At 65.2% G+C, this 25,359-nt stretch carries 21 protein-coding genes and 1 tRNA gene; 6 read left to right on the top strand and 16 right to left on the bottom strand.

The genetic code is table 11. From position 1 onward, the window contains the following. Positions 1–7 precede the first annotated feature (7 nt). The 9 genes from BLR85_RS12960 to BLR85_RS12920 all read right to left on the bottom strand — a co-directional run bounded on the left by BLR85_RS12960 (position 8) and on the right by BLR85_RS12920 (position 9,205). On the bottom strand, positions 8–865 hold the full coding sequence (locus BLR85_RS12960) for a glycosyltransferase family 2 protein (protein ID WP_093156491.1): 858 nt from the start codon (positions 863–865) through the stop codon (positions 8–10). Beyond that, positions 865–1,356, bottom strand: a complete 492-nt coding sequence (locus tag BLR85_RS12955) for a glycosyltransferase (protein ID WP_170844563.1) — start codon at positions 1,354–1,356, stop codon at positions 865–867. Before BLR85_RS12955 ends, BLR85_RS12960 begins: the two co-directional genes overlap by 1 nt. Positions 1,357–1,379: 23 nt before the next feature. Next, positions 1,380–1,850: a glycosyltransferase family 28 protein gene (locus BLR85_RS12950; protein WP_093156485.1), complete on the bottom strand. Its 471-nt coding sequence runs from the start codon at positions 1,848–1,850 to the stop codon at positions 1,380–1,382. Positions 1,851–1,954: 104 nt separating this feature from the next. Then, on the bottom strand, positions 1,955–3,184 hold the full coding sequence (locus BLR85_RS12945; protein WP_093156483.1) for a glycosyltransferase: 1,230 nt from the start codon (positions 3,182–3,184) through the stop codon (positions 1,955–1,957). Between the two features lie 7 nt (positions 3,185–3,191). Beyond that, on the bottom strand, positions 3,192–4,118 hold the full coding sequence (locus BLR85_RS12940) for a glycosyltransferase family 2 protein (protein WP_093156480.1): 927 nt from the start codon (positions 4,116–4,118) through the stop codon (positions 3,192–3,194). Positions 4,119–4,132: 14 nt separating this feature from the next. Beyond that, positions 4,133–5,467, bottom strand: coding sequence for a hypothetical protein (locus tag BLR85_RS12935; RefSeq protein ID WP_139188385.1), 1,335 nt, complete (start codon positions 5,465–5,467; stop codon positions 4,133–4,135). A 2-nt stretch (positions 5,468–5,469) separates the two neighbouring features. Then, positions 5,470–6,723, bottom strand: coding sequence for a Coenzyme F420 hydrogenase/dehydrogenase, beta subunit C-terminal domain (locus tag BLR85_RS12930; RefSeq protein ID WP_093156474.1), 1,254 nt, complete (start codon positions 6,721–6,723; stop codon positions 5,470–5,472). After that, entirely contained in the window at positions 6,720–7,961 is a 1,242-nt protein-coding gene (locus tag BLR85_RS12925; protein WP_093156471.1) for an oligosaccharide flippase family protein, read from the bottom strand. Before BLR85_RS12925 ends, BLR85_RS12930 begins: the two co-directional genes overlap by 4 nt. After that, entirely contained in the window at positions 7,958–9,205 is a 1,248-nt protein-coding gene (locus tag BLR85_RS12920) for a polysaccharide pyruvyl transferase family protein (RefSeq protein WP_093156469.1), read from the bottom strand. Before BLR85_RS12920 ends, BLR85_RS12925 begins: the two co-directional genes overlap by 4 nt. A 167-nt stretch (positions 9,206–9,372) precedes the next feature. Here BLR85_RS12920 and BLR85_RS12915 point away from each other — a divergent pair, with 167 nt between their 5' ends. Then, complete coding sequence (locus BLR85_RS12915) at positions 9,373–10,461, top strand: polysaccharide biosynthesis/export family protein (RefSeq protein WP_170844562.1); 1,089 nt, start codon at positions 9,373–9,375, stop codon at positions 10,459–10,461. 15 nt (positions 10,462–10,476) lie between these two features. On the opposite strand, the gene BLR85_RS12910 is transcribed toward BLR85_RS12915, so the two are convergent. Further along, entirely contained in the window at positions 10,477–11,094 is a 618-nt protein-coding gene (locus tag BLR85_RS12910; RefSeq protein ID WP_093156565.1) for a response regulator transcription factor, read from the bottom strand. A 242-nt stretch (positions 11,095–11,336) separates the two neighbouring features. On the opposite strand from BLR85_RS12910, the gene BLR85_RS12905 reads away from it, so the two are divergent. Further along, positions 11,337–12,083, top strand: a complete 747-nt coding sequence (locus BLR85_RS12905; protein ID WP_093156464.1) for a sugar transferase — start codon at positions 11,337–11,339, stop codon at positions 12,081–12,083. 39 nt (positions 12,084–12,122) lie between these two features. Continuing rightward, complete coding sequence (locus BLR85_RS12900; protein ID WP_093156462.1) at positions 12,123–14,519, top strand: choice-of-anchor L domain-containing protein; 2,397 nt, start codon at positions 12,123–12,125, stop codon at positions 14,517–14,519. 347 nt (positions 14,520–14,866) lie between these two features. Here the strand turns inward: BLR85_RS12900 and BLR85_RS12895 are convergent, their stop codons facing one another. Beyond that, positions 14,867–16,594 (bottom strand): ATP-binding protein, encoded by a 1,728-nt coding sequence (locus BLR85_RS12895; RefSeq protein WP_244520718.1) that lies wholly within the window; start codon positions 16,592–16,594, stop codon positions 14,867–14,869. A gap of 11 nt (positions 16,595–16,605) precedes the next feature. Then, the gene (locus BLR85_RS12890) at positions 16,606–17,151 is read right to left on the bottom strand and encodes a heme NO-binding domain-containing protein (RefSeq protein WP_093156457.1); all 546 of its coding nucleotides are present in this window, start codon (positions 17,149–17,151) and stop codon (positions 16,606–16,608) included. A gap of 227 nt (positions 17,152–17,378) precedes the next feature. Here BLR85_RS12890 and BLR85_RS12885 point away from each other — a divergent pair. From BLR85_RS12885 to BLR85_RS12875, 3 genes are all read left to right on the top strand, one after another. After that, positions 17,379–17,454: transfer RNA gene (locus BLR85_RS12885), tRNA-Thr, on the top strand. A 200-nt stretch (positions 17,455–17,654) separates the two neighbouring features. Continuing rightward, positions 17,655–19,052 carry a hypothetical protein gene (locus BLR85_RS12880; RefSeq protein WP_093156455.1) on the top strand — a complete coding sequence of 466 codons (1,398 nt, stop codon included), beginning with the start codon at positions 17,655–17,657 and terminating at the stop codon, positions 19,050–19,052. A gap of 150 nt (positions 19,053–19,202) precedes the next feature. Then, entirely contained in the window at positions 19,203–20,216 is a 1,014-nt protein-coding gene (locus BLR85_RS12875; RefSeq protein ID WP_093156453.1) for an NAD-dependent epimerase/dehydratase family protein, read from the top strand. Between the two features lie 103 nt (positions 20,217–20,319). On the opposite strand, the gene BLR85_RS12870 is transcribed toward BLR85_RS12875, so the two are convergent. The 4 genes from BLR85_RS12870 to BLR85_RS12855 all read right to left on the bottom strand — a co-directional run bounded on the left by BLR85_RS12870 (position 20,320) and on the right by BLR85_RS12855 (position 25,132). After that, positions 20,320–21,384: a TRAP transporter substrate-binding protein gene (locus tag BLR85_RS12870; protein ID WP_093156450.1), complete on the bottom strand. Its 1,065-nt coding sequence runs from the start codon at positions 21,382–21,384 to the stop codon at positions 20,320–20,322. Positions 21,385–21,905: 521 nt separating this feature from the next. After that, entirely contained in the window at positions 21,906–22,970 is a 1,065-nt protein-coding gene (locus BLR85_RS12865; protein WP_093156447.1) for a TRAP transporter substrate-binding protein, read from the bottom strand. A 55-nt stretch (positions 22,971–23,025) separates the two neighbouring features. Then, on the bottom strand, positions 23,026–24,642 hold the full coding sequence (locus BLR85_RS12860; RefSeq protein WP_093156445.1) for a TRAP transporter large permease: 1,617 nt from the start codon (positions 24,640–24,642) through the stop codon (positions 23,026–23,028). After that, the gene (locus BLR85_RS12855; protein ID WP_139188384.1) at positions 24,635–25,132 is read right to left on the bottom strand and encodes a TRAP transporter small permease subunit; all 498 of its coding nucleotides are present in this window, start codon (positions 25,130–25,132) and stop codon (positions 24,635–24,637) included. Before BLR85_RS12855 ends, BLR85_RS12860 begins: the two co-directional genes overlap by 8 nt. Positions 25,133–25,359: the final 227 nt, after the last annotated feature.

Here is a 25,359-nt window from a genome sequence, read left to right as displayed (position 1 = left end):
CTTTCGTTCAAGCCGTTGGGAGCCGGCTGGTTTCGTCGCGTTCCCAGGCGCCGTTCGGCACGGCGGGTGCGAGCTTCAGGCTGATTGCAACGGCCGCCATGACGGCGCCATAGACGGCGAAATCGAACCAACGGGCGGGGCGGCAGGCGGCGCGGAGGGCGGCTGTGCCGAAACGGCCTTGGGGTTCGGTCGCGGCGCCACAGACCCCGCCGAGACGCAGCGCGTCGGTGCCCCGGCGGCTGCGGCGGCGGATGCGGAAGAGCGCGCGGAGCGTGGTTGGAACGGCAACGGCAAAGCCCGCCTCGGGTACATAGGCGCGGCGTCTGAACGCGGTGCTGCGCGCGATATACTCGTCATCGGCCACCACTTCGGGCAACGGAAACAGGCCGCGCGTGATCTGGTTCGAAAGCGCGAAGACGCCGCCGAACTTGCCGCCGTCGAAATAGGGATTGAGCTGCCAGCCACGATAGAAGGCGCGCACCAGCGGCGTGGCGGCGGCGAGATCGGGTTCCATGCGGCCGCAGGCGACATCGGCCCGGCCTTCGAGGATCGGCGCGGCAAGGCGCATGAGGCTCGCCTCCGGCAGGCTCAGATCCGCATCGAGGCAGATGATGGCGCGCCCGATCGCCCGCTCGGCGCCAAGGTTGAGCGCGTTGGTCTTGGACGCAAAATCCGTCTCGATCACGGCGGCTGCGGGGCAGATGGAGCGGGCGGCTTGCGCGGTTTCGTCCCAGCAGCCATTGGCGATCACGATCAGCTCGATACGTCCCGCTTCGCAGGCCTCGGCCAGGGGGGCAAGGCTGCGGGCGATGACGGCGGCCTCGTTATAGGCGGGCACCAGCACGGAAACGGTTGGTTTTCGCATCAGGCGGCGCCTCGCAGGAAATGCGCCACCGCACCGATCAGGCCCGCATCCGCGCTGGCCGAGATCCGCTCGGCGGCGGGCAGGGTTGGCGCGCCGGACAGCCGGTCGAGTGCCGGGCCGAGCTCCTCGGCGCTCTCGATGACGGTCACATTGGCGAGGCTCGCCATCTCCGCCGCCGTGGCGAGCTGGTGATCGGTCCGGTGCTCGCCATGGGCGGCCAGCCGCGGCAGGATGACGATGGGCTTGCCCAGCTCGGCGGCAGTCAGGATCGAGCCCATGCCAGCATGGGAGACAATGATATCCGCCTCTTCGACGGCCCCGGCATAGGCCGCGGGGGAAAGAAAGGCGGTACAGTCCATGTTCTTGAACACTTCCTGGCTGTTCCCGCTCTGCGCGCGCACGCGCTGGTCGGGGTTGCGGGCGGCCCAGGCGTCAAGCGCCCGCAGCAGGCGGTCGAAGGGCAACTGGGTTCCCACGGTGGCGAGGATCATGGCAGCAATCCGTTGTTCAGGTTTCAGAGCACGCGGCCGTGGAAGGCGGCGGGGGTCGCGTCGGCGACGCCGGGCCATTGCGTCAGCACCTTGTCGGTGATGCGCAGCGCCAGCCGGGCGGAGATCGAAAGCTCATGTGCATTGGCGATGGAATCGACGAACATGCCGCGAATACCGAAGAGCCGCCCGAGCGCGATGGCGAGATAGCCGCCCGCGGCGCCGGTGGTGACAATCGCGTCCGGCCGAGTGCGCAGCAGGATGCGCAGCACCGCAAAGGCGCAGAACAGGAGCTTCAGCGGCTGGTCCTTGTTGGCATCGGGAAAGCTCGAAAAAGGCGCCGGGCCGACCATCTCGGCCGCGCCGGGATCGGAGCAGGCGAAATGCACCTCCGCGCCCTCGAAGGCCGGACGCAGGCGCAAAAGCTGGATCCAGTGGCCACCGCCGGAGGAGATGGCGAGCACCTTCGGGCGGTGGGTCTTTGGGGACGTGGGCATCGACGATCTCCAGTTTCGGGTTTCGATGCCCCTTTTTTAAGGGTTTGTTGACCAAGGCGGACGCCCCGCAAAGGGGCAGTCGCCGCCGCTTTGGTCTGGTGGGACTATACTTTCGAGACGGCCCGCAACTCTTCCGGATGTGCCAGCTCCCGATAGAGCGCCACGAGCCGCTCCGCCTTGGCGCTCCACAACCCTTCGCGCAGCACCTTCTGTCGCGCGCCCTGTCCCTGTCGCAACCGCAGGGCGCAATCCTCGGCGAGATGGCGGATGGATTCCGCGATATCCCTCGCATAGCGCTCCGGCTCGGTGACCGGCAGGCGGACGCCGCAGGTCTCGTCGACGATCCAGTCCGGCCCGCCCCGCGCCGCCGTGATCACTGGCAGGCCCCACCGCATCGCCTCGTAGAGCACGCCGCCCGCCGGTTCGCGGAAGGACGGGAAGCAGAAGACATCATGCGACATGTAGAGCGCCTCGACCTCCTCGCGCGGGATGCGGCCGCGAAAGCTCACCCGGTCGGCCACGCCCAGCCTTTCGGCCTCCGCGCGGCAAAGATCGATCTCCTCGCCCGCGCCGGCGCTGGTCAGGGTGACGCCGGGCAGGTCCTTCAGATGGGCCATGGCCCGCACTGCATCGCGCAGCCCCTTGGTGCGCACGCCCCGGCCGACATGGAGCAGCTTCAACGCGCCCGGTGTCGCGCTGCGGCCAACCTCCGGGGCCAGCCCGTCAATGCCCAGCTCCAGCACCGGCTCGAAACGCTGCAGCGGCACCTCGGCAAGGATCTCGCAGACATAGGGCGCCACGCCCAGCACCGCCGCCGCGCCGGAATAGCTCGCGCGCAACCACGGGTCGTTGCGAAACCGCCAGGCGTCCAGCCCGCGCAGACGGGTGAAGAGCGGCGCGCTGCCAGCCTCGCCGCGAAAGCTCTCGGGCGTGTCCAGCGCGCCGCCGAGCGGGCCGATCACGTAGGGACTGTCGAAATGGCGCAGCGGCGAGGGGTAGCGTGCGGCCTGCGGCATGAGTTGGTGGGCGATGTCGAAATGCCGCCCGTCGCCGAGGGCGGATTTCAGGAAGCCGCGCACCCGTCGGCAGAAGGCCGGCCAGGCGGGCTTGGCCATGGCATTGAACCGCTCGTGAACACGGGCAATGGCCGGCTCGGGCCAGGTGATCACCTCCGCCTTCGGCAGTTGCGCGGCCAGCGGCGTACGGCCCGGGCGCTCGAAGGACAGCACGGTCAACGCGACACGATCGGCCAGCGCCTCGGCCCATTTGAAGGCGACGAAGGCCTCGCCGACATCCGTGCCGTCGATATTTGGGGCGATCAGGAGGACGTGCATGGCTCGCTCAACCCGCCTTCGGCAGCGCCGCGCCGAGATCGGCGGTCACGCGCCGGAAATGCGCCGCCCGTGCGCGACCCGACGGGCCGGTGAGCGGCGAGAGCAGCGTCCAGGCGATGGCGCGGCTGAGGTTGAACCCGGCCAGAAGCGTCCAGCAGGCGGTGCCGCCGAGCGGGCCGAAATGCTTGGCGTGAAGTCGCACGGTGCCCTCGGTGAGCAGCACGTCCTTGCGGTGGCTGAGCTTGCGCACCGAGCCGCCGCCATGGTGGATGATCTCGCCCACGGGCGCCAGCCACAGCTCCCAGCCGGCTTGCGAGAAACGGCGGCACCAGTCCGTCTCCTCGCCATAGAAGAAGAAGCTCTCGTCGAGCAGCCCAACCACCTCCATCGCCTCGCGCCGCACCAGCATGTAGCAGCCCGAGATCACGTCGAGCGGGCGGGCATCGCGCCGGTCCCAGCGTTCCATCCGGTAGCGGTCGAAAAAGGCCCCGGGCAGGCGGGTCAGGCCGCAGGCTTGCAGCGAGAGGTTGAGCAGGGTGGGGAAGCGCGAGCCGGTGATCTGCAGGCTGCCATCGCTGTTGAGCACTCGGCAGCCCATGACGCCCGCCTCCGGATGCGCGTCCATCCAGGCGACCGAAGCCGGCAGCACCTCGCCGCGCACCAGCGTGTCGGAATTGAGCAGCAGCACATGCCGCCCCGTGGCCCGCGCCAGTGCCTGGTTGTTGGCTGCGGCGAAACCGCGGTTTTCGACGTTGCGGATCAGCTTCACCTGCGGAAAGAGGCCCTCGACCATTTCCGGCGAGCCATCCTCGGAGGCATTGTCCACCACCCAGATCTCGGCCTCCAGCCCGCCCAGCCCGGCCAACACGGTATTCAGGCAGTCGCGCAGCATGTCGCGGGTGTTCCAGTTCACGATGACAATGGAGAGGTCCATGAAAGGCTCCGGGTTCAGAAAAGGGTTTGCGGGCGGCCGATGGGCCGGACGAAATTGCGAGGCGCGGGCGCGCGGGGGGAGCGGGGTTTCGTATCCACCAGCCAGGCGCCCGAGCCGACGAGGAACATGAACAGCACGAAAAGCGCATTCCACAAGTGCACTGTGGCGGCGGCGACCGAAATACCGAACAGCGTGAAGGCCCAGGCGTGGCGGGCGTTGATCCAGTCTTTCGGCAGGTTCTTGCGCCGGCCGGCGGCGATGACGAGGCCCAGCATCAGCGCCAGCAGGAAGAAGAGCGCAGGCAGCCCGTAGCGCACGGTGATCAGCAGCCAGAAATTGTCCATGCTGTCGGACATCCAGGGCGCGCGGATCCAGTCGCCCAGGCCGATGCCGAAGATCGGGTTCCGGCCGACCTCGGCGGTGCCATAGATCCAGATGTTGATCCGGTTATAGGCGGAATGGGCCGAGAAGGTGAAATAGGAGACGAAGACGTGGAAGGGGGTGCGGTTGGAGAACAGGTCGATGGCCAGATAGACCAGCCCGAAAAAGGTGAATAGCATTCTCCAGCGCCCGGTGATGCCTTTCATGGCGCGGTCGTAACCGGCAACGAAGATCTGCATCAGCAGCACCACGTAGGGACCGCCAGAAGCGGAGATGAAGGTGGCGACCACAATGCCCATCGCCAGTGCCATGCCCTTGAAATTGGTGAGTGTTGCACGGGCGCAGATGTAATAGGCCATGGAAAAGGCCGAGGCCGAGAAGACGCCGTAGAGGATCGGGTGGTCGAAGGAGCCGAAGGCGCGTTCCAGCCCCATGCGCTTGTCGATGTAATGCGCCCGCGGGCCGCCAAAGATCGAGGCCGCGCCGTCCTTGAGGATGTGGTTGCCGGTCACTGCCTCGGGGATGGTGAAGGCGAGCATGCCGACGACGAGCGCGACGTAAGCGCGGGCCATGGCGTTGAAATCTTCCACCGAGCGGATGTAGAGCCGCCCCACCAGATAGGCGCCGAGCGCCTCGACGATGTAGATCCCGCCGGATTCGATCCCCTGCGCCAGCCCGCCCCATTTGATCAGCGCCAGCAGCGCCCAGACGGAGTGGGCGATGGCGAAGCCGTCGAAGATGTTGAGCGCGCCGCGCTTGCCGGAGATCAGTGTGAAGAGCATCGGCACGAACATCACGAGCAACACCACCCGGTAGGCCGAGAGCCGCAGCCCGCCTGCGCTGACCGAGATTGCCGTGGGCAGCACCATGCCGAGAAAGAAGAACACGACAACGATCGGCACGCCCCAAAGACGTCGCCCGTAGCCGCCCGCGTTCGCGCGGGTGGCCATATGTGCCGATGCCGCCACCTTCAGCCGCGCCCGGAAGCGGTGAGCGTCACGGGGTGACGGAGGCGATCGCGGCGGATCCGGCGCAGCGTGCCGAGGATCGATTGCGCTTTAGCCTTGAACCCGAGCCGCCGCGCCCATGTGCCGAAGCCCGAGGCGCGGCTGGCCGCGGGCACCGGCATACCGGCGAGGCGCATCGCGAAGCGGCGGCCCCAGACGGCGGCGTTGGTGGCCAGCAGGTTGGGCTGGGCGGCGGCGATCACTTCGCGCCGGCGGGCCTTGGCGACGAGCGCGCCGGAAATGATCGCTGCCTCGACCAGCGCGCGGCCGGCTTCGCTGCGTGCCACGATCAGCGAGCGGCCGGCATCGGTGTCGCCTTCGGGCGGGTTGTGCCAGGGATCGCCCACCGAGATATCGGCCAGCGCGCCCGTATGGTCGTCGCAGATCCGGCAGCGCCAGCGGCGCGAGCCCTGCAGCAGCTTGCCCCAGCCCTCGGCATAGGGGATGGCGTCGCTTGCGCGCTCCGCTCCCTCGGCGTCGATCCAGCGCGCCTGCATCAGCCCCGGCCAGCCCATGCCGCGATAGCGCAGGTCGGTGAGCTTTGCCCCCTTCGGCACGCCGAGCCGGTCGAGCAGGGTCTCGGTGGCGGTGAGCGTCGGCGCGCCGGCGCAGAAGATGGCGATGGTGAGTGGGATGGAAGCATCAAGCTCGGCGTCCAGCGCGCGGGCCTTGGCCAGGCTCGCCACGTCGCAGGGCTTGCCGATGAAGCCGGTGGGCTGTTCCTTCAGTGCCGGCAGGATCTCGGCCGGGCTGGCCTGCGCATAACGCGAGCCCGCGCCGCGCAGCAGGGCGTCGCGGTCGCGGCTGATCGAGACGGTGTTGCGGCGCGGGTCGTCCGTGCGGGCTGTGACATGGGCCACGCCGTCTACGACGCCGCTTTCTACGGCAAAGGCGGCAAGCGCGGTGGCCGCGCCGCCCGAGGAGCCGCGATGACGGATGTCCGGATCGGCGGCATAACCTTCCCAGCAGGCGAGGACCGGCCCCCAATCGGCTTCGACCGCGTCGCGCGCGGGCTGCTCCGGCGCGCCGATCCCGGCGCAGACGCCAAGCGCCGCCCGGTCTTCGGCGCCGCCCGGCGTGTTGGCAACGGGGCGGCGGCCCTCGATCTCGTCCTCGATCATGCGGATCGCGTTCGGGAACAGGCCCGCGCAGGCACCACAACCAGTGCAGAGATTGCAGGCGACAACGTCGCTGACGGATTCGATGGAACGGCTCATGCGGGGCACTCCGTTTGGGTTCGGGACGGCCGCGCCGTCAGCTTGGCGAGCTGCCAGCCGCGCAGGGCGGCAGCAGCTTCACCAAGGGCCGAAGTGGCGGCGAAAAGAGACAGCGGCCCGGCGAGGGCAAGCACGGCGAGGCCGGGCAGCAGGGCAGCGGCGCGCCAGCTATTGGCGCGAAGGGTGTCGGCGGTTCGCCCTGTGGCAACGGCCAACACCGAGAGCGGCGTGCGGGCGATGCGCAGCCCGGCGGCGGTGGCGAAGGCAGCGGCGAGCGCGAGGTTCGGGGCCATCGTGGCGCCATAGACGAGGCCGATGGCGGCGGGGGCCAGCGTGGTGAAGACCAGCGCGAATGCGAGGCCGGCAAGGGCGGCGCGGGTCAGGGCGGCTCGGGCGACGGTCTCGACGCGCGCCTCGTCGCGGGCCCGGCCAAGGGCTGGCAGCAGCAGCGAGCCGGCGGCGCGGCCAAAGATCTGCGCCGGCAGCATGGCGAGCTGGGCCGCGACGCCGTAGATGGCGAGGTCCGACCAGCTCCAGCCGGCGGCGACGATGAGCCGGTCGGCCTGAAGGGTCAGGAACATCAACCCGGCATTCAGCGCCAGCGGGGCGCCGAAAGCAAAGGCGCGCATCAGGCCCGCGCGCTCGAAGCTCAATTGCCAGCGGCGATGGGCGACGCGGTGGGAGAGCGCGACCTGGCTCGCCGCCTGCGCGGCCAGCGCGATGGGCAGGACGCGGTGATCGGCAAGCCCCGCGGCCAGAGCAGCGCCAAGCGCGGCGAGCATGGCGGCAGCGGCCCCCAGCTCGACGATGGCCAGCGGACGATAGTTGAAGATCCGCTCGGCGCGGCGATAGTCGAGATGCAGGAACCCGCGCAGGAAGGGCACCAGCGCCAGCGCGGCATAGGTTTGGGCCTGCGGGCCATCGGCAAAAGCGAGACCGAGCAGCGGCGAAAGTGCCAGCAGAACGAGTGCCAGCGCCATCCCACGCAACAGCAATGCGCCCTGCAAGTTTGCCTGCAGCCGCTCGGTCGCGCCCTCGGGCGCCTGTACGAGCAGGCGCTCGACCCCGAGATCGCTCAACATTTCCACCAGACGCAGCACGAGGGCCAGCATCATTGCCTTTCCCAGCTCCTCCGGGCCGATCAGCCGCGCCAGAAGCACCGAGCGCGCGAGCGCCAGTGCCTCGACGCAAAGCGGCACCGACCAGGCGGTGAGTTTCTGGGTTCGAGAGGCGCTCATGCCGGCAGGGCTTTCAGCGCTCCGGCAATGGCGTCCATCTGGGCCTCGGCCCGTGCCTTAACTCCCGGCAGGACTTGCGCGAGCGCGGCACTGGTCTCGCTGCGCGTGGCGACAGAGGCCGACACGCGCGCGGCAAGCGCCGCAACGTCCAATTTGCGCAGGTCGGCAACATGCCCGGCCAGCCCGCATTCCTCGAACACGCCCTCTGCCTTGTCCGAATATCCCAGCCCCAGCGTCGGCACGCCGGAGGAAAATGCCCCGATCGTGGCATGCATCCGGGCGCCGGCAAACCAGTCGAGCCGGGCAAGCACCCATTTCAGCTCCTGCGCGGAGAGTTCCCCGGGCAGCACCGCGACGCGTTCAGCGTAGGCCGGGCCGAGGCGCATGGCAAGCGCCTCGGCGGCGGCGCGGTCGCTTTCGGGGTGGCCATCGGGGCGGTGCACATGCGGAACGAGCAGCAGGCGCATGTCGGGGGCGCTGTCGAGAAGTGCGCGGGCGGCGGCCTCGATCTGGTCGCGATGGGAGGCGGCGAGGCCGAACCGGGCCTTCGAGGCCGCCGCGTCGTGCCAGAGCAACCCGCTCACGTTCAGCCCGGCCACGGGCGCGGCGCGGTCGGCGACCAACCAGTCAAGGATTTCAACGGGCAGGCCCTCGGGCGCGACGCGCGGCAGCAACACGGCCATGTCCGGGCCGCGACGATGACGGGCAGGGTCGAAATCGGCGCCGAGAAGCTCCTTGAGCATCTCCTCGCTGCGCTTGTCGCGCAGCCAGATGCCATGTGCGGCACGAAGGATCTCGGTCGCCTCGCGACGCGCCTCTTCGCTGCGGAACGGGCCGATGGTCTGCGGCAGCAGGAAAAGCGGGCGGCCACAGCGCAAGGCGAGCCGCTTGGTCATGATCATCGCCCGAAAGCGGTGCGGGCCGTAGAGATCGGTGAAGCTGTCACCGCCGGAGACATCCAGAACCGCGCGGCTCGTAGCGAGCAGGCGTGCCGAGGGGCTCGCGAGCCCGCCCAGCGGCGCGCAGAAGGACACCGTGCGCAGGCAATCGCCGCGCCACAGGCGACGGTTATGGGTGAGGCCGAAACGCTCCGTGCCATCGGCAGCAATGCGACGCCCGCTTCCGTGATCGGCCACGGCGATCCGGTCGATCCCCCGCCGCGAAAGCCCGTCCACTGCCGCCGCCGAAAGCGCACTGACCCCCTGGTTGCCCGTGTCCGGCGCGGCGTTGAGGAGCGTATACATGCCAAATCCCGTCTTTGTTCAATGAAGTGACGCAAGCGCGCCACTGGCGTTCTTTTAACCCGTGGGTGGCAATCGCGGGAGCTTGGCAGAGGGAGGGGGGCATGTCAAAAAAGTATAGTACAGGCGCCAGAAAGAGACTCCGAGCGCTTCGGGGCGGAGCAGGCAAGATGAGCAGATACCCTTTCGCCATGGCTATGGCACGGCGCCTTGTGGCGCCATTTGCGCTTGCCCTGCTGGCCGGTTGCGGCACGACGCTCGACCGCGAACACCTGAATTATGACGGCGTCGTCTCGCGCATGGCGGTCGAAGGCAACACGCCGTCCACCAGCGACGGGCCGCGTTGCTTCGGTAAGAGCATGGAGACGGGCGGCAAGGCCTCGGCAGGACCGCGGGCCAAGGGCACGGCGGCGCGCAGCTACCGCGTGGGGCCGGGCGACGAGCTGCGGTTCAACATCTTCGGCGAAGAGGGAATGCGTGACCTGACGGCGCGGGTCGATGCCGAGGGTTTCGTGCAGCTTCCCATCGTCGAGGCGGTCCGCGTCAGCGGCCGGACCACGCGCGAGATCCAGGCGGACCTGAAGGCGCTTTACGCGGTGCAGTTCCAGGAACCTTGGGTGACGGTCGAGCTGGCCCATGCCGAGAGCCACCCGATCTATTTCCTCGGCGAGTTCCGCGAGCCGGGCGTCAAACACATGGAATTCGCCACCGAGCTGATCGAGGCTCTGGCGCTGGCCGAGGGGCTGGAAGAGGATGCCTACCTGCCCGGTGCGCGGCTGATCCGGCGCGATCACGTCTGCACGGTCGATCTCGCCGCGCTGCTGCGCAATGGCGATTTCTCGCAGAATGTCTGGATGCAGTCGGGCGATATCCTGTTTGCGCCGCGCAAGGAGGACATGCGGGTTTATGTGCTCGGCGCGGTCGGCACGCCGCAGGCGGTGCCCTTTGGCGAGGATGGGCGCAGGTTGCTCGAAACCCTGTCAATGGCGGGTGGACCGGACGAGGGGGCGAGCGCGCTTGGAGATGTGCGCATCGTGCGTTCCCACTCGGCCACGCGCGGCGAGCTGATCGTGGTGGATGTGGCGGCGATGCTAAAGGGCGACAAGCTCGATTTCCCGCTGCAGCCGGGCGATGTCGTCTATGTGCCGAAGAATGCGCTCGGCTCCTGGAACCAGGCGATCGACCAGATCCTGCCGAGCCTGCAGCTCATCTCGGGGATTCTCACGCCATTCGCGCTGATTGACAGCTTGCAGAAATAGGCCGCAGGCGCGGGTTCAGAACAGCCCGGCTTCCTTGGCGATCATCGCGGCATGGGTGCGGTTCTTGGCCTCCAGCTTGCGGCAGAGCGTCTTGACGTTCATCTTGATCGTCACCTCCTGCAGGTCCAGCTCGCGCGCGATCTCCTTGTTGGCCATGCCGCGGCAGAGTCCGCCCAGCACCTCGAGTTCGCGCGGGGTCAGCTTTTCGGCAAGCGGGTGGTCGATCTCCGTTTCGTCGGGTTCGTTCATGAAGGCCACGGGGATGAATTGCTCGCCCATCGCCATGAAGCGGATCGCGTTCACCAGCGATTTCGCTCCCATCGTCTTGGGCAGAAAGCCGATTGCCCCGGCCTCCATCGCATCCTGCGCGATCTTGCGATTGGCAACGCCCGACATCAGCGCCACCGGCTTGCCGCGATTGGACTCCATCGCACGCGACAGACCCTCCAGCCCGTTCATGCCCGGCATCTGGTAATCCAGCAGGACGAGATCGTAGCCGCGCGATTCCCGCATGCTGACGCAGGCCGCGTCCAAATCCTCTACAAGCGTCAGCTCGAACCCGCCGGCATTCTCGACGAAGGCTCCCAGCGTCTCGCGCACGAGAACATGGTCATCTGCGATCAAAACGCGGATCATGGTTTAGTCTCCCTAACCTGTTTCTCTTCTAGCTGCGAAAAATCGGCGTGAAAACCGTCCGCAGTCTTCGCCCGGCGGGAGCCAAAGCGATGTGGGCTTTTCTATATAGGCCCGTTTTTTCAGCATTCCGGAGAATTCTGGGCATCGTCCAGACGCATATGAGACGAAAATATACTTCTGGATAGCTTTAAAACGCCTTCAGGCAGGAAGTGGAAACTTCCGGTGCCGCGACACACCCAATGAGGGATGCTCCATCCTTGTTTGCGCTCGAAGACGTGGCACGGCCAGCGCAGTTTAGCTCCACACCGATTTGGAGTTATCAGATGCCTGCCACTCAGAAAGTTCCTGCCTTTGTTTCCCTCGCCGCGCCGGGCATCCGTGCCGGTGAGGTGCCACTCTTCAAGCGTCCCTTCGACATACTGGCCGCCACCGCGATCCTGCTGGCCATCGCGCCGCTGCTGGCGCTGATTGCGCTCTCCATCAAGCTGGGCAGCCGCGGGCCAGTCTTCTTTCGCCAGGAGCGGGTCGGTCGCAACGGGTCTCCTTTCACCATGTGGAAATTCCGCAGCATGTATGTGGATGCCGAGGCGCGGCTGGCCGCGTTGCAGGGCGCCAGCGAACGCGACGGCGTTTGCTTCAAGATGCGTGACGATCCCCGCGTTACGGCGGTCGGCCGTCTGTTGCGCCGCAGCTCGCTCGATGAGTTGCCGCAGCTCTTCAACGTTCTGCTGGGAGATATGTCGCTTGTTGGACCGCGCCCGGCGCTGCCGCGCGAAGTCGCCCAATATTCCGCCAATGACCGCAATCGCCTTGCCGCGTTGCCCGGCATTACCGGGCTCTGGCAGGTTTCCGGCCGGGCCGACATCTCCTTCGAGGAGATGATCCGGCTCGACCTTGCCTATATCCGCGATTGCTCGCTGCTGACCGACCTGCGGCTGCTTCTGGCCACCGTGTCAGCCGTCGTGACCGCCCGCGGCGCCTACTGAGCGCCTTTCCCCATCCCCCTGTCTCCAAAGAGGTAGACTGTGACCATATCCACCAAGCTCCCCGTCGATACCACGGCCAGCGCCGAGGAGATGGCCAATGCCATGTTCGGCGAAGGCATCACCGTGATCAGCGCCACCTATACCGGCGACGACGCCTCCAGTGGTATCTACACCGACGGCAATACGGTCGCGCCCGATGTCGTGCCCGCCGATAGCGGCGTGATCCTGTCCACCGGCGCGGCGGCGGATTTCACCAATGAGGGCGGGTCGGATCAGAACAACCTGGCCACCAACACCTCCACCAATACCAGCGGCATCGATGGTGAGGCCGATCTGAGCGCCCTCGTCGGTCGCCCTGTCTATGACGCGGCGGTCTTCGAGGCGGAGTTCATCCCCGAGGGCGACACCGTCACCATGCAGCTCGTCTTCGGCTCGGAAGAATACCTGGAATGGGTGAATTCCGGCTATAACGACGTGGTCGGCATCTGGGTCAATGGTGAGTTGGCCGAGATGACCATCGGCGATGGCGCCATCTCCATCGACAACATCAACGACACCTCCAACGAGAATCTCTTCATCGACAACACCGACGGAGCGCTCAACACCGAGATGGACGGGGTGACTGTTGTGGTCACCGTGAAGGCAACAGTCCAGCCGGGGGAAGTGAACACGATCAAGATCGCCATCGCCGACGATGGCGACGCGATCTATGACAGCAACCTGCTGATCGTGGGCGACTCGATCCAGAGCGCGGTGATCGCCGAAGACGACAGCGTTACCGTCGCCAGCAAGAACGCGCAGACAATCGATCTTACCGCCAATGACGATGCGCCGGAGGGGGCGCGGATCAGCAAGATCAACGGTGTCGACGTGATCGCGGGCGACGTGGTGGCGCTGGAGAGTGGCGAGACGGTGCGCCTCAACGAGGATGGCACCGTGACCGTCACCGCCGCGCCCAATGCCCAGAACAGCACTATTTCCTACACGTTGGAAAGTCCCGAAGGCACCACCGATGTTGCCTTCCTGACCATCACCACCTCGCCGGTGGACGGCACCGCGGGCAATGACCACATGGTCGGCGGCTACACGGACGCGGACGGCCAGATCATCGACGGCGCGGACGGCGTGGACGACGTGATCTACGGCCATGGCGGAAATGACAAGATCTTTGCCGGCGAGGGCGATGACGACATCTATGGCGGCGATGGCGACGATTTCATCCGCGGCGAGGACGGCGCGGATGTGATCGAGGGCGGCGCGGGTAATGACGTGATCGATGGCGGGCAGGGCGATGACGTCATGGCGGGCGGCGATGGCGACGACAGCTATTACATCCATGACGCGGGCGATGTGCTGACCGGCGAGACCGGCGGCCATGACACTGTGCATTCCGCGCTGGATCACACGCTCGACATTGCCTTCGAGGATCTCTGGCTGATGGATGACAGTGCCGCGATCCGCGGCACCGGGAACGCCTCCAGCAACTTCATCCACGGCAATGGCAACGACAATTTCCTCCTGGGTCTGGACGGCGACGACGAGTTACTGGGCTATGACGGCAATGACGTGATCGAGGGCGGCAATGGCGCCGACAAAATCGACGGTGGCGCCGGGGCGGATACGCTCGATGGCGGCGCGGGCGACGACAAGCTCACGGGCGGAGAGGGTGCTGACCAGCTCGATGGCGGCGCCGGGCAGGACACGCTCTGCGGCGGGGATGGCGACGATATCCTGCTGGGCGGCGATGGCGCCGATATCCTGGGCGGCGGGACCGGGGCGGATCACATGGAGGGCGGTGCGGGAGACGACGAATATATCGTCGAGAATGCCGGCGACGTGGTGATCGAGGCGGCCGATGGCGGCACGGACCGCGTTCGCAGCTCGGTCGACATCGTGCTGAGCGACAATGTCGAGGACCTCTTGATGGAAGGCGACGCGATCTCGGGCACCGGGAATGCCGCCAACAACTCCATCTGGGGCAATGACGCCGACAATATCCTTTCGGGCGGTGATGGGGCGGACCGGCTTGTCGGCGGCATGGGCGACGACCTGGTCGATGGCGGCGCCGGCAATGACAGCCTCGATGGCGGTGCGGATAATGACATTCTCACGGCCGGCTCCGGCCATGACAAGCTCAAGGGCGGCTCTGGCAATGACCGCCTTGAGGGCGGCAGCGGCAATGATCGCCTCGCGGGCGGCTCGGGTGAGGATGTGTTTGTGTTCAATGCCGGCGATGGCAACGACGTTCTTTACGATTTCGAGATTGGCACCGACAGCCTGCAGTTCTCCGGGCTCTCCGAGGAGGATATCTGGGTCGAGGATTATGGCAAGGGGATCAAGCTCCACTATGGCGAGAGTGATATCTACATGCTTGGCGTGAGCGCCGAGGATTACGCCGAGTTCGATATCGGTTTCGAGGACGCCCTTGTCGCGTGAGCAAGCCGCCACCCCGTCGGTGTTGCATCGGCGGGGCAGGGCAAGGAAAAGCGGGACGTGACGGCCGTAATGGAAATCTGGCCATAGGTTGGTTGCGGAGCTTTAGGCCGTTCCGGGGCGCGCGCTTCGCGCGCGTTTACGATCCTGCGGATCGTGCCTCCGGCGGGGATATTTGCTGGAAAGATGATTGTAGACCGCGGCGTCTTCCTCTTTCCCAAAATATCCTGGGGGGAGTGCTCGCAAGAGGGCGGGGGGGAAAGCCCCCTTAAAGATGCACCGATAGCACGGAACCAGCAGGCGGACCTTTTCGTGGGGCGACCGTTAGCTTGGCAAGGCAGTCAGGGTCGTTACTCGATTGATGCCGACAGCGCACGGTCGAGCGTGTCCACCTGGCCCGACAGGGCATCGATGACCTCTTCGATGGAGTCCGCGTCCAGATACGCCGCGCTTTGCTCAAGCTGTCCGGCCAGTTCGGATACGCCAAGCGCGCCGATCAGTCCCGACATGCCCTTGAGCGCATGGGCTTCGGCGGCGGCCGCCTCGCTCTCGCCGCGCCTGAGATTGGCGGTAATCGCTGCCAGCAGGCGGCGCGCGTCGATCACGAACTCCTCCACCAGCGCGATCACCTCATTCTCGCTCATGGACTCGATCAGACCTTCCAGGATCGGATTGGAGAGATGCGCGAAAATGGCCGGGCGGGCGCCGAACTGGCGGGGCGTATGGTGATCCGGGTTGCCATGGGCGCCGAGCTCCTCGGAGATCGCGTCACGCAGGTCACCGAAGGTGATCGGCTTGCTCAGGACCCGGTCGATGCCGACCCGGGCGCTGTCCTCATGGATGGCGTCGAGCACATGCGCCGTCAACACGACGATGGGAGGGATCTTCTCGGCGGGCCAACTGTCGCGGATGATCCGCGTCGCTTCCAACCCGTCCATCTCCGGCATCGCCACGTCCATCAGCACGAGGTCGTATTTGCCGGGGGCGAATTTCTCGACCGCCTCCCGCCCGTTCTCGGCCAGTTCCGCGCTCACGTTCATCCGTTTGAGGAAGGTCAGCAGGAGCTTCTGGTTGATCTTGTTGTCCTCGGCCAAGAGGATCCGTGCGCCCTCTACCCGGGCCTTGACATCGCGGAGCCTGGCTTTGCCCTCTCCCTTCGAGGGCGGGCACGCTTCCAGCACTTCCACCGGCAGTTCGAACCAGAAGGTCGAGCCCACGCCCGGCTCGCTGAAGACACCGATCCTTCCATCGGCGCCCTCGATGATCCGACGGCTGATAGCGAGGCCGAGGCCGGTTCCCTGCGCCGCGGAGGTCAGCTTGTTGGGGACCTGGGTGAAATCCTTGAACAGGTTCTTCTGTTGCTCGGCCGAGATGCCGATCCCCTGGTCCTCGATCTCGACACGGAGCAGGGCGCCTTTCTCGTGCTCAGAGGCAAAGGCGCGCAGTTCGATCTGGCCGTCGGCCGAGTAGCGTGCGGCATTGGATACCAGATTCGACAATACCTGTCGGATGCGGGTGGCATCGCCGGCAAAAATCGGCGGCACGGTTGGCGAGATCGAACTGCGCAGCCGTGACTCGCCATCGGGCATGGAGGCGGCGGCCAGTGCCAGCACGCCGCCAATCAGGGCGCGGATATCGACCTTTTCATTTTCGAACTGGAAGGCGCCGGCCTCCATCTTGGAGAAGTCCAGCACATCATTGACGATCCGCTTCAGCGCGTCGCCGGAGGTTTTCGCGTATTCGAGAAGCTCGCGCCTGGCGGGGTCGGTCTCGTCGCCATACATCAGGTCGATCATGCCCAGCAGCCCGCCCAGCGGCGTGCGGATCTCGTGGCTCATCGTGGCGATGAAACGGGCGCGCATCGCCGACGCGGCTTCGGCCTTGTCCAGTGCAATGCGCAGTTCCGAGGTTCGCTCGGTAACCGTTCGTTCGAGGATTTCCGATTGCTGGCTGAGACTCTGGTTGGCAAGAAACAGCTCCCGGCTCTTGCCTTCCAGCAGTGCCTCAGCCTCCTTGCGCGCGGCTTTTTCGCGTTCGTACCTGCTGCGCGAAACGCGATCGTCCTGTTCGGATGCCAAGAGCCGATCTCCTACCTGCCGGTGATGTCGATCCGGAATGTCGTGCTGTTGTTCTGCGCCGGCGTGGCCTCGATGGCAATCTCCGCCGTCTCGTCAAATCGCTCGACACAGGCCTCGATCAGCCCATGACAGAAGGAGACCAGCGGGCGCGGAGAGGAATAGACCATCTGCAATTGACCCTCGCCGGTGCGATCCGTTTCGAACCGCGGCAGTTCGGCATCCGGGTAGAGCTTGAGCACCTCGACATGGATCTCCTGGTCCACGGCTTCGAGCATCTCGAAGGACGAGGATTTGTTCTCGAAGAAGGCCGGGTAATGCTGCGCGAAGAAACCCATCATCCAGTGGCCGAACTTGCGCTGCAAGAGATCCGGGCTCAGCCCGGAATGGTCGCTGAAGGCGTCCACGATCTTCACGAGTTCCGCGCAAGGGTAGTTTCCGACGGCCGTATAGGCGCCGCCATGCGCAAGATCGGCCTTGTCGATCACGGCGTCCACCACGTCTTCGCCAAACGCATCTTCCGCCATGGCGAGCAATTCGACGAATACAACGCCTTTCATGGTCCATTCCTATCGGTGTTCACGGGCCGCTATCCCAACTTATCCTACCGGTAGGGTATTTCAATCGGTGCGACATGGCACATAGGTATGCCCCCACTATACGAAAGTATGTAACGCGGGCCAACTTGGCCGAGCGCAGGCGTTCGCGGCAGTCTCGGCGCCGGCAAAAGATGGTCGACAGAGCGTCTTGCACCGGTTGAAAGCAGCCAATATACCACTGGGACGGCGCCCCTATAGCTCAGCTGGTAGAGCAACTGATTTGTAATCAGTAGGTCCGCGGTTCGAGTCCGTGTGGGGGCACCATTCCAGAAAAGCGCACCGGCCTGTGCTGGTCCTTCCGGGGGCGGGCGATGTTGGATATTGCAACCTTTCCATGTCCTTGGCCGGTGATGTCGGTTCGGCGGGTGCTGGCCTGAACGGGAAGTTGGGTGATGCAGCCGCCGTCCCGGGGCGATATTGCACGCGTGAGCGGTCGCTGAATCGCTTCCAGCAGGAGAGCCGGAATGAAATCGAGCCACTGGAACGAACGTGTCGCGGTGCTCTTGCTCCTCGTCGTGACGCTCTTCGTGACACTGGATCAATGGCGGTTGCTGCCGTTGCCGCTGCCGGTCCTTGGCATCACGGCGATGGCCGTCCTGCTCATGGCTATGCGGGTTCGGGCTTCCCGCAAGGCCTTCGTGATCGCTGCCGTCGTTCTGACCGGCCTGCTCATACTCTATGTCCCCGGTTGGAAGGACGTCGTGCGTGCGGGCCTGCGGACCGCGGCCTTCATCGCGGCGTTCTTCATGGCGCTCTCGACGCTCCGGAACGTGTCGGAAACCTCGCCGGCCATTGCCGCCGGCGGCACCTATCTTGCTGTGCAGCCCCCCGGCCGGAGATACGCGGCACTCACGCTTGGCGGTCATCTCTTCGCGCTGCTGCTCAATTACGGCGCGATCTCGCTGCTGGGCGGGCTGGCCACGGCGAGCGCCCGCGCCGAGCCGAATGCCGAAATCCGGCATCACCGGACGCGCCGAATGCTGCTCGCCATTCAGCGCGGGTTCGTTTCCTCGCTCTCCTGGTCCCCACTGGCCTTCTCCATGGCGATCACCAATGCCCTGATCCCAGGCGCCCGTTGGGCGGACGTCGTCGGGCCGGGGCTCGTGACCGCGGCGATCATCGCGGGGACCGGCTGGGCGCTCGATACCGTCTTCAAGCCACGCTTGTCGGCGCCGGCACCCCCGCGCGGCCCGGTCGAGGGCTCCTGGACAGTGCTGGTGCCGCTTCTGGCGCTGCTTGTCGGGATGGGGCTGATCGTGGGGGGGCTGCATGAGCTGAGCGGGGTTGCGGTTGTCGGCATCGTGATGCTGATCGTGCCGTTTCTGTCGCTGGGCTGGGCGGCCCTGCAGCATGCGGGCGGGGCGATGCGCTTTTCCTTTCGCGACAGGCTGCGCGATTACCTGTGGAAGGACCTGCCGGGCTATCGCGGCGAACTCACCTTGCTGACGATGGCCGGCTATATCGGAACGGTCGGTGCACCATTGCTGCTGCCCGTCGTCCCCGCGATGGGATTGGATGTAACGGGCTTGCCGTCTTGGCTGGTCGTGGTTTCCTTCGTCTGGGTTATTCCCATTCTCGGCCAGTTCGGGATGAACCCGATCCTCGCGGTCACCCTGATCGCGCCACTCATCCCCGCCGCGTCGCAACTGGGCGTCACCCCCGCTGCGCTTGTTGTCTCCATCGCGGCGGGTTGGGCGCTGAGCGGCGCCTTCTCGCCATTTACCGCGACAACCTTGCTGATCGGATCCTTTGGCGGTGTCAGCGCGCTGCATGTCGGATGGCGCTGGAACGGGATCTTCGTCCTTTGCGCCGGCATGGTACTCTCGCTCTGGGTGCTGATCTTTGCGTTTTTGCTGGCGTAGGTTATCCGGATGCCGCGCCGAAGGAGCGGCAATGACGGTCGGGTTGCGACGACGCCGCATGCACAGGGTTCCTGACATTCCCGGCGTCGTCCTCTATGACTGCGTGGGGCAACGGCGCCCGAACCAACGGATTGCAGCGGAAATACGGACATGGAACGCATCTTTATTACCGGAACCGCGGGTTTCATCGGCTATCACCTTGCGCGGCTTCTTCTGGATGAAGGGTATAGCGTCCACGGTCTCGACGGGATGACCGACTATTACGACGTGCGCCTCAAGCAGCGTCGCAACCAGAACCTGCTGCAGTTTCCGGGCTACGGCTTTACCGAGGCGATGCTGGAGGACAGCGCGGCGGTCGACGCCGCGATCGACGCTTTCAAGCCGGACGTGATCATCCACCTGGCCGGTCAGGCCGGGGTGCGTTACAGTCTCGAGAACCCGCGCTCCTATATCGATTCGAACGTTGTCGGCACTTTCAACGTCATGGAAGCGGCCCGCCGGAACGCGGTGCGTCACCTGATGATGGCCTCGACCTCCTCTGTTTACGGCGCCAACGAGCAGATGCCCTTCACCGAGACGGACAAGGCGGATAACCAGCTGACGATCTATGCAGCGACGAAGAAGGCCAATGAAAGCATGGGCCATGCCTATGCCCATCTGTGGAACCTGCCGACGACCATGTTCCGCTTTTTCACCGTCTACGGCCCCTGGGGGCGGCCGGATTTGGCGCTCTACAAGTTCGTGGATGCGATCCTCGATGGCCGACCCATCGACATCTACAACCATGGCGAGATGTTCCGAGATTTCACTTATGTGGACGATCTCGTGCGCGGTATCCGCTTGCTGATGGACGCCGCTCCCGTGCGCCCGGAAAGCTCCGAGGACATTCCCGAAGGCGACAGCCTGTCGCCGGTGGCGCCTTACCGGATCGTGAATATCGGCAATTCGGACAAGGTTCGCCTGCTCGATTTCGTCGATGCAATCGAGGCGGAACTGGGCGTTCCTGCCGTGCGCAATTATATGGATATGCAGAAAGGCGACGTGCCGGCCACTTGGGCCGATGCCAGCCTGTTGCAGGAGCTGACCGGTTACCGGCCCGCGACGGAGTTCCGCGAAGGGATCGCGCGTTTCGTTTCCTGGTTCCGGGATTATTACGGGAAATAGGGCGTTCCCGTCGACGCCACCGAGATGGGACGAAGTCGGTGAAAGAAAACAGCCCCGGAGAAGAACCCCGGGGCTGTTTCGTTTTATCTCTGTATCTGAAGCGTCAGATGCGCTGCATCAGTGAAGGCGCGCTGAAGGCCGCGGCATAGGGCTTGGCCAGGTCGAGGAAGGCATTGTAGCTCTCCAGGCATTTGGCGAAATCGGGATTGGCTGCGGCTTGTTCCTGGAGCACCTCGGCCACCGCCGTTTTCAGCGCAGCGAGGACGTCTTCGGGGAAGGCCTTGAATTCGACACCGCTATCCTGAAGCGCCTTGAAGGCCTGGATATTGAAATACTCGAACTGCGCGATGCTGACGCTCTCGGCCATCGATGCCGCGCCGCGCAGGATCGCCTGCAGATCCGGGCTGAGCGAGTCCCATGCGTCCTTGTTGACGGCAATGTTGAGGCCGGCGCCGGGCTCGTGGAAGGCCGGTGCGTAACAGATATTGGCCACCTTGTTGAGGCCGAATGCCTGATCGAGCATCGGGCCGACCCACTCGGCCGCGTCGATTGCGCCGGACTGGAAGGCCGGGAAGATCTCGGTTGGCGGCAACAGCACGGCATTGACGCCGAGCTTGCGCATGGCTTCGCCGCCAAGACCCGCAATACGCATGTTGAGACCGGAGAAGTCCTCCAGCGAGTTGATCTCTTTCTTGAACCAGCCCGCGGCCTGAACGGTGGAGTTGCCGCAATAGAGCGGCACCAGCCCGCGTTTGCCGTAGATTTCGTCAAAGAGCGCCTGCCCTTCGCCATAGCGCAACCAGGCGGACATTTCGGTGGCCGACATGCCGAAGGGGATGGTGGTGAAGAAGTGGTTCGCCGAGTTCTTGGAGGCGTTGTAGTAAGCGGTGGTGTGGCCAATCTCGACCGTGCCCTGTTGCACGGCGTCTTCCACCGCGAAGGGCGGCACCAGCTCGCCGGCCGAGTAGAGCTTCAGTTTCAGCTTGCCCTCGGCCATGGCGTTGACGGCATCGACAAAGGTCGTGGCATTGGTTCCGACGCCGGGAGCCTGGGCCGGGAAAGACGTGGGGCATTTCCACTCGATCACGCCCGAGGCAATTGCGGGTGCAGCCAGTGCGGCGGCGGGGGCGGCAAGTACCCCGGTCTTCAGGAATGAACGACGTTTCATCTGATCCTCCGATTTGCCGGGCCTCTGTCGCACCGACTTCACGTGGCAATCAACATGTGAAGCGAAGGATCGCAAGGATAGGCTACAGAAAGCCGCAGGCATTTGTCGGCCGGTGATGAAAATGCGGGCATATAGCGTATTCGGTCTGACTGAAAACCTTGGCTGCCCGGACTACCGGGAAAACAATGCGGGCGATCTGGCCGGATACGAAATTATTGTCAGTCATTCGAAGTCATAGAACGGGGCTTTGCCCCCGCGCTCTTGCGAGCGCTCCGCCAGGATACTTATTGGAAAGAGGAAAGAATGAAGTGTCTGTCTTCATCTTTCCTGAAATATCCCCGCCGGAGGCACGATCCGTAGGATCGTTCTCGCGCGCGAAGCGCGCGCCCTCGAACGGCAGCCAGGTGGGGAACCGTAACAGTCTTGGTTGGGCGTTTCCGTCGGGTGCCCGAGGGATTTGTGCAGCGATATGGCACTCCCGGCGCCCGCGCGCCGGGAGGTCGTAGGGTACGCCTGTTTGCTCAGACGCGTTGCAGCAGCGACTGGGCTGCGAAAGCGGCGTTGAACGGGCGGGCCAACTCAAGATAGGCGTTGTAGCTCTCGAGGCATTTGGCGAAATCCGGATTGGCCGCAGCCTGCTCCGCCAGAACTTCAGCCGAGGCGGTCTTGAGGGCGGCCAGCACATCCTCGGGGAAGGTCTTGAACTGGACGCCCGCTTCCTGCAGCGCCTTGAACGCCTGTGCGTTGAAATATTCGAAGCGGTTGATGTTCTCGATCTCGCAGGCGCTGGCCGCGGAGCGGATCATCTCCTGAAGATCCGGGGTCAGGCTCGCCCAGGCCTCCTTGTTGACCACCACATGCAGGCCGGAGCCGGGCTCGCTGAAGGCCGGGGCATAGCAGTAGTCCGCCACCTTGTTCATGCCGAATGCCAGGTCGAGCATCGGGCCAACCCATTCGGTCGCGTCGATGGCGCCCGACTGGAAGGCGGGGAAGATCTCGGTGGGCGGCAGCAACACCGCGTTCACCCCCAGCTTGCGCATGGCCTCGCCGCCGAGGCCCGCGATGCGCATGTTGAGGCCCGACAGGTCCTCGACGCTGGTGATCTCGTTCTTGAACCAGCCGGCAGCCTGCACGGAGGTGTTGCCGCACATGAAGGGCACGAGATCCCGCTGGCCGTAGATCTCGTCATAAAGCTCCTGCCCGCCACCAAAACGCAGCCAGGCGCCGACCTCGCCCGCGGTCAGGCCGAAGGGGATGGTGGTGAAAAAGTGGTGCGCCGAGTTCTTGCCGGCGGCGTAATAGGCGGTGGTGTGGCCGATCTCGGCAGTGCCCTGCTGGACGGCATCCTCGACGGCGAAAGGCGGGACCAGTTCGCCACCCGAGTAGAGCTTCAGCTTGAGCCGGCCCTCGGCCATCTTGTTGACGCGGTCCACGAAGGAGGTCGCGTTCGTCCCGATCCCTGGCGCCTTGGCCGGGAAGGCGGTGGGACATTTCCACTCGATCACGCCCGAGGCGAGCGCGGGCGCCGCGAGCGCGGCGGCCGGAGCGGCGAGAACACCGCTCTTGAGGAATGCACGACGTTTCATCTTCTATCTCCCAATGAGGGGCTCCTCACCCCGTTCCGGTTTGCGCATTTCCGTGTCATCCGAACAGTACCTGCGGCAGCCATGTCGCAAGCGGTGGCCACAAGAACACCACTCCGAGCGTGATCACCTGGATCAGCACGAAGGGAATGACGGCCTTGTAGATGGTCGTTGTCTTGATCTCTTCCGGGGCCGCAGAGCGGTAGTAAAACAGGGCGAAGCCGAAGGGCGGTGTCAGGAACGAGGTCTGGAGGTTGAGCGCCACCAGAACGGCGAACCAGACCGGGTCGATATCCTGCAGCAGGATCGGGCCGACCAGAGGGATCACGATGAAGACGATCTCGATGAATTCGAGGATGAAGCCCATGATGAAGATCACCAGGAGGGTGAAGAGCAGCATGGTGGTGTGGTCGCCGGGCAGGTTGCTCAGCAGCTCATGCACCCATTCGTCACCGCCGAAACCGCGGAAGACGAGCGACAGCATGGAGGCGGCAAGGATGATGCCGAAGATCATCGCCGAGATCCGGGCCGCCTGTGCGAGCGCGTCGCCGAAGACGCCGGCGCGGGTCAGCACGACGACCGCGATGATCAGGCCGGTCACCAGCATGACGGTCATCGCCAGCGCCAGCAGCGAGCCGCCCGAGAAGCTGATCTCGGCGGCGTTGAGGTTGATGCGGGCAACGCCGGAGAGGCGCAGTATCACCAGCCCGAAGCCGACCACGGCGGTCGCTGTCATGACATGGCGGAGCCAGGCCGGGCTGCTGCGGTCGCCGGGCGCCCGGGCCTGCGGGCCGCCGGGCAGGGATTGGGTGTCGCTGGCCGCGCTGACGCGGGCCGCGGTGATCAGCAGCGTACCCGCAACGCCGATGGCCGCGGCCTCGGTGGGCGTGGCAACGCCGGCGAGGATCGAGCCGAGCACGGCGAGGATGAGCAGGATGGGGGGCAGGACTTCGCGGACGAATTCCCAAGGGCCGATCGGGTCGGTTACCACGTTTGTCTTTGCCGGGGTGCGGGCGAGGCGGACCGTAACGAACAGTCCGTAAAGCGCCACCAGCAGCAGGCCGGGCAGCAGGGCCCCGGCGAAAAGATCGCCCACGGTGACGGCATCGGGGGCGAAATTGCCCGCGCGTTGTTGCGCGTCCAGATAGGCGTTGGAGACCTGATCGCCCAGCAGGATCAGGACGATGGAGGGGGGAATGATCTGCCCCAGCGTTCCGGAGGCGCAGATCAAGCCGCTCGCGGTGCTGTCGGGCACGCCGACCTGGCGCATCGCCGGCAGGCTGATCAGCCCGAGCATGACGATGGTGGCGCCGATGATGCCGGTCGAGGCGGCGATCAGCGTGGAGATCATGAGCACGGAGAGCGCCAGCGCGCGCGGGCTGCCGCCCAGCAGGCGGCTGACCTGCATCAGCGTGCGTTCGGCCACGCGCGAGCGTTCCAGCAGCACGCCCATGAGCACGAAGAGCGGCACGGCGACCAGAAGCGAGTTCTGCATCACGCCGAAGGCGCGTTGCGGATAGGCCTGCAGGAAGCTCAGGTCGAAGGCACCGAAAGCGGCGGCAATGAAAGAGACGGCCACCGGCACGCCCGACAGGATCAGCATGACGGGAATGCCCGAAAGAATGCCGCCCAGCAGGCTCAGGCCGAGAACGATCAGCCAGAAATGCTCAATCATCTTTGGGTCTTTCGAAAGAGGCGACGAAGCCTGCGATCCCCTGCAGGATCATCAGGGCGCAGGCGACAGGCAGCGTCGTCTTGACCAGGTAGAGCCCCGGCAAGCCGCCCGTTTCCACGGAGCGTTCGCGGATCGACCAGGAAAAGGCGATGTCGGGCCAGACCCACCAGATCGTCAGCCCGAAGACGGGGATCAGGAAGAAAACGGTGCCGAAACGGTCGAACCATTTCTTCGTGGCCTCGGACTGGCGCGTGCGGATGACATCGACCCGCACATGGGAATCGAGCACCAGCGCCACTGGAAGCCCCAGAACCACCAGTGCGGCGAAGCTGTAGGCGATGGCGTCCTGCAACTCGATGAACCCCACGCCGAATACATAGCGAAGGATGACCACGGCCATCTGGCCAATAAAGATCAAACCGAGAAGGAATTGGCAGATACGGCGGGTGAGGGAGTGTATCCGTGCGGCGCTTGTCGTGAGGACGGTCATCCGTTTCTCCTTGTCGTCAGCCACATGCCGAAACCGTTTGCGATCCGCAAGCCGGTCATCCGGTTTCCGCGACACAATGGCTCTCCAACCGGGGGGCGGAACGGCAAGATTCCTGTCTCAGACGAGGATTTTGGGACAGATTGTGAAAATGCGCGGGCGCAGCGTTCCGCTGCGCACATGGCAGGTTTGCGGGAAAGCATCACGAAAATCACATGTACTGCCGCTAG

It is taken from the genome of Aliiruegeria lutimaris (assembly GCF_900099935.1).
Taxonomy (GTDB): Bacteria; Pseudomonadota; Alphaproteobacteria; order Rhodobacterales; family Rhodobacteraceae; genus Tropicimonas; species Tropicimonas lutimaris.
Note: the sequence above shows the minus strand (reverse complement) of the source record. Positions and strands in the feature narration are given on the sequence as shown.

Bases quoted from the DNA above. Each gene is read 5' to 3' on its own strand.
- BLR85_RS12945 (WP_093156483.1), bottom strand. From the start codon at position 3,184: ATGCACGTCCTCCTGATCGCCCCAAATATCGACGGCACGGATGTCGGC.
- BLR85_RS12955 (WP_170844563.1), bottom strand. From the start codon at position 1,356: ATGATCCTCGCCACCGTGGGAACCCAGTTGCCCTTCGACCGCCTGCTG.
- BLR85_RS12855 (WP_139188384.1), bottom strand. From the start codon at position 25,132: ATGACCGTCCTCACGACAAGCGCCGCACGGATACACTCCCTCACCCGC.
- BLR85_RS12870 (WP_093156450.1), bottom strand. From the start codon at position 21,384: ATGAAACGTCGTTCATTCCTGAAGACCGGGGTACTTGCCGCCCCCGCC.
- BLR85_RS12960 (WP_093156491.1), bottom strand. From the start codon at position 865: ATGCGAAAACCAACCGTTTCCGTGCTGGTGCCCGCCTATAACGAGGCC.
- BLR85_RS12860 (WP_093156445.1), bottom strand. From the start codon at position 24,642: ATGATTGAGCATTTCTGGCTGATCGTTCTCGGCCTGAGCCTGCTGGGC.
- BLR85_RS12905 (WP_093156464.1), top strand. From the start codon at position 11,337: ATGAGGGATGCTCCATCCTTGTTTGCGCTCGAAGACGTGGCACGGCCA.
- BLR85_RS12890 (WP_093156457.1), bottom strand. From the start codon at position 17,151: ATGAAAGGCGTTGTATTCGTCGAATTGCTCGCCATGGCGGAAGATGCG.
- BLR85_RS12875 (WP_093156453.1), top strand. From the start codon at position 19,203: ATGGAACGCATCTTTATTACCGGAACCGCGGGTTTCATCGGCTATCAC.
- BLR85_RS12880 (WP_093156455.1), top strand. From the start codon at position 17,655: ATGAAATCGAGCCACTGGAACGAACGTGTCGCGGTGCTCTTGCTCCTC.
- BLR85_RS12915 (WP_170844562.1), top strand. From the start codon at position 9,373: ATGAGCAGATACCCTTTCGCCATGGCTATGGCACGGCGCCTTGTGGCG.
- BLR85_RS12950 (WP_093156485.1), bottom strand. From the start codon at position 1,850: ATGCCCACGTCCCCAAAGACCCACCGCCCGAAGGTGCTCGCCATCTCC.
- BLR85_RS12925 (WP_093156471.1), bottom strand. From the start codon at position 7,961: ATGAGCGCCTCTCGAACCCAGAAACTCACCGCCTGGTCGGTGCCGCTT.
- BLR85_RS12940 (WP_093156480.1), bottom strand. From the start codon at position 4,118: ATGGACCTCTCCATTGTCATCGTGAACTGGAACACCCGCGACATGCTG.
- BLR85_RS12865 (WP_093156447.1), bottom strand. From the start codon at position 22,970: ATGAAACGTCGTGCATTCCTCAAGAGCGGTGTTCTCGCCGCTCCGGCC.
- BLR85_RS12920 (WP_093156469.1), bottom strand. From the start codon at position 9,205: ATGTATACGCTCCTCAACGCCGCGCCGGACACGGGCAACCAGGGGGTC.
- BLR85_RS12930 (WP_093156474.1), bottom strand. From the start codon at position 6,723: ATGAGCCGTTCCATCGAATCCGTCAGCGACGTTGTCGCCTGCAATCTC.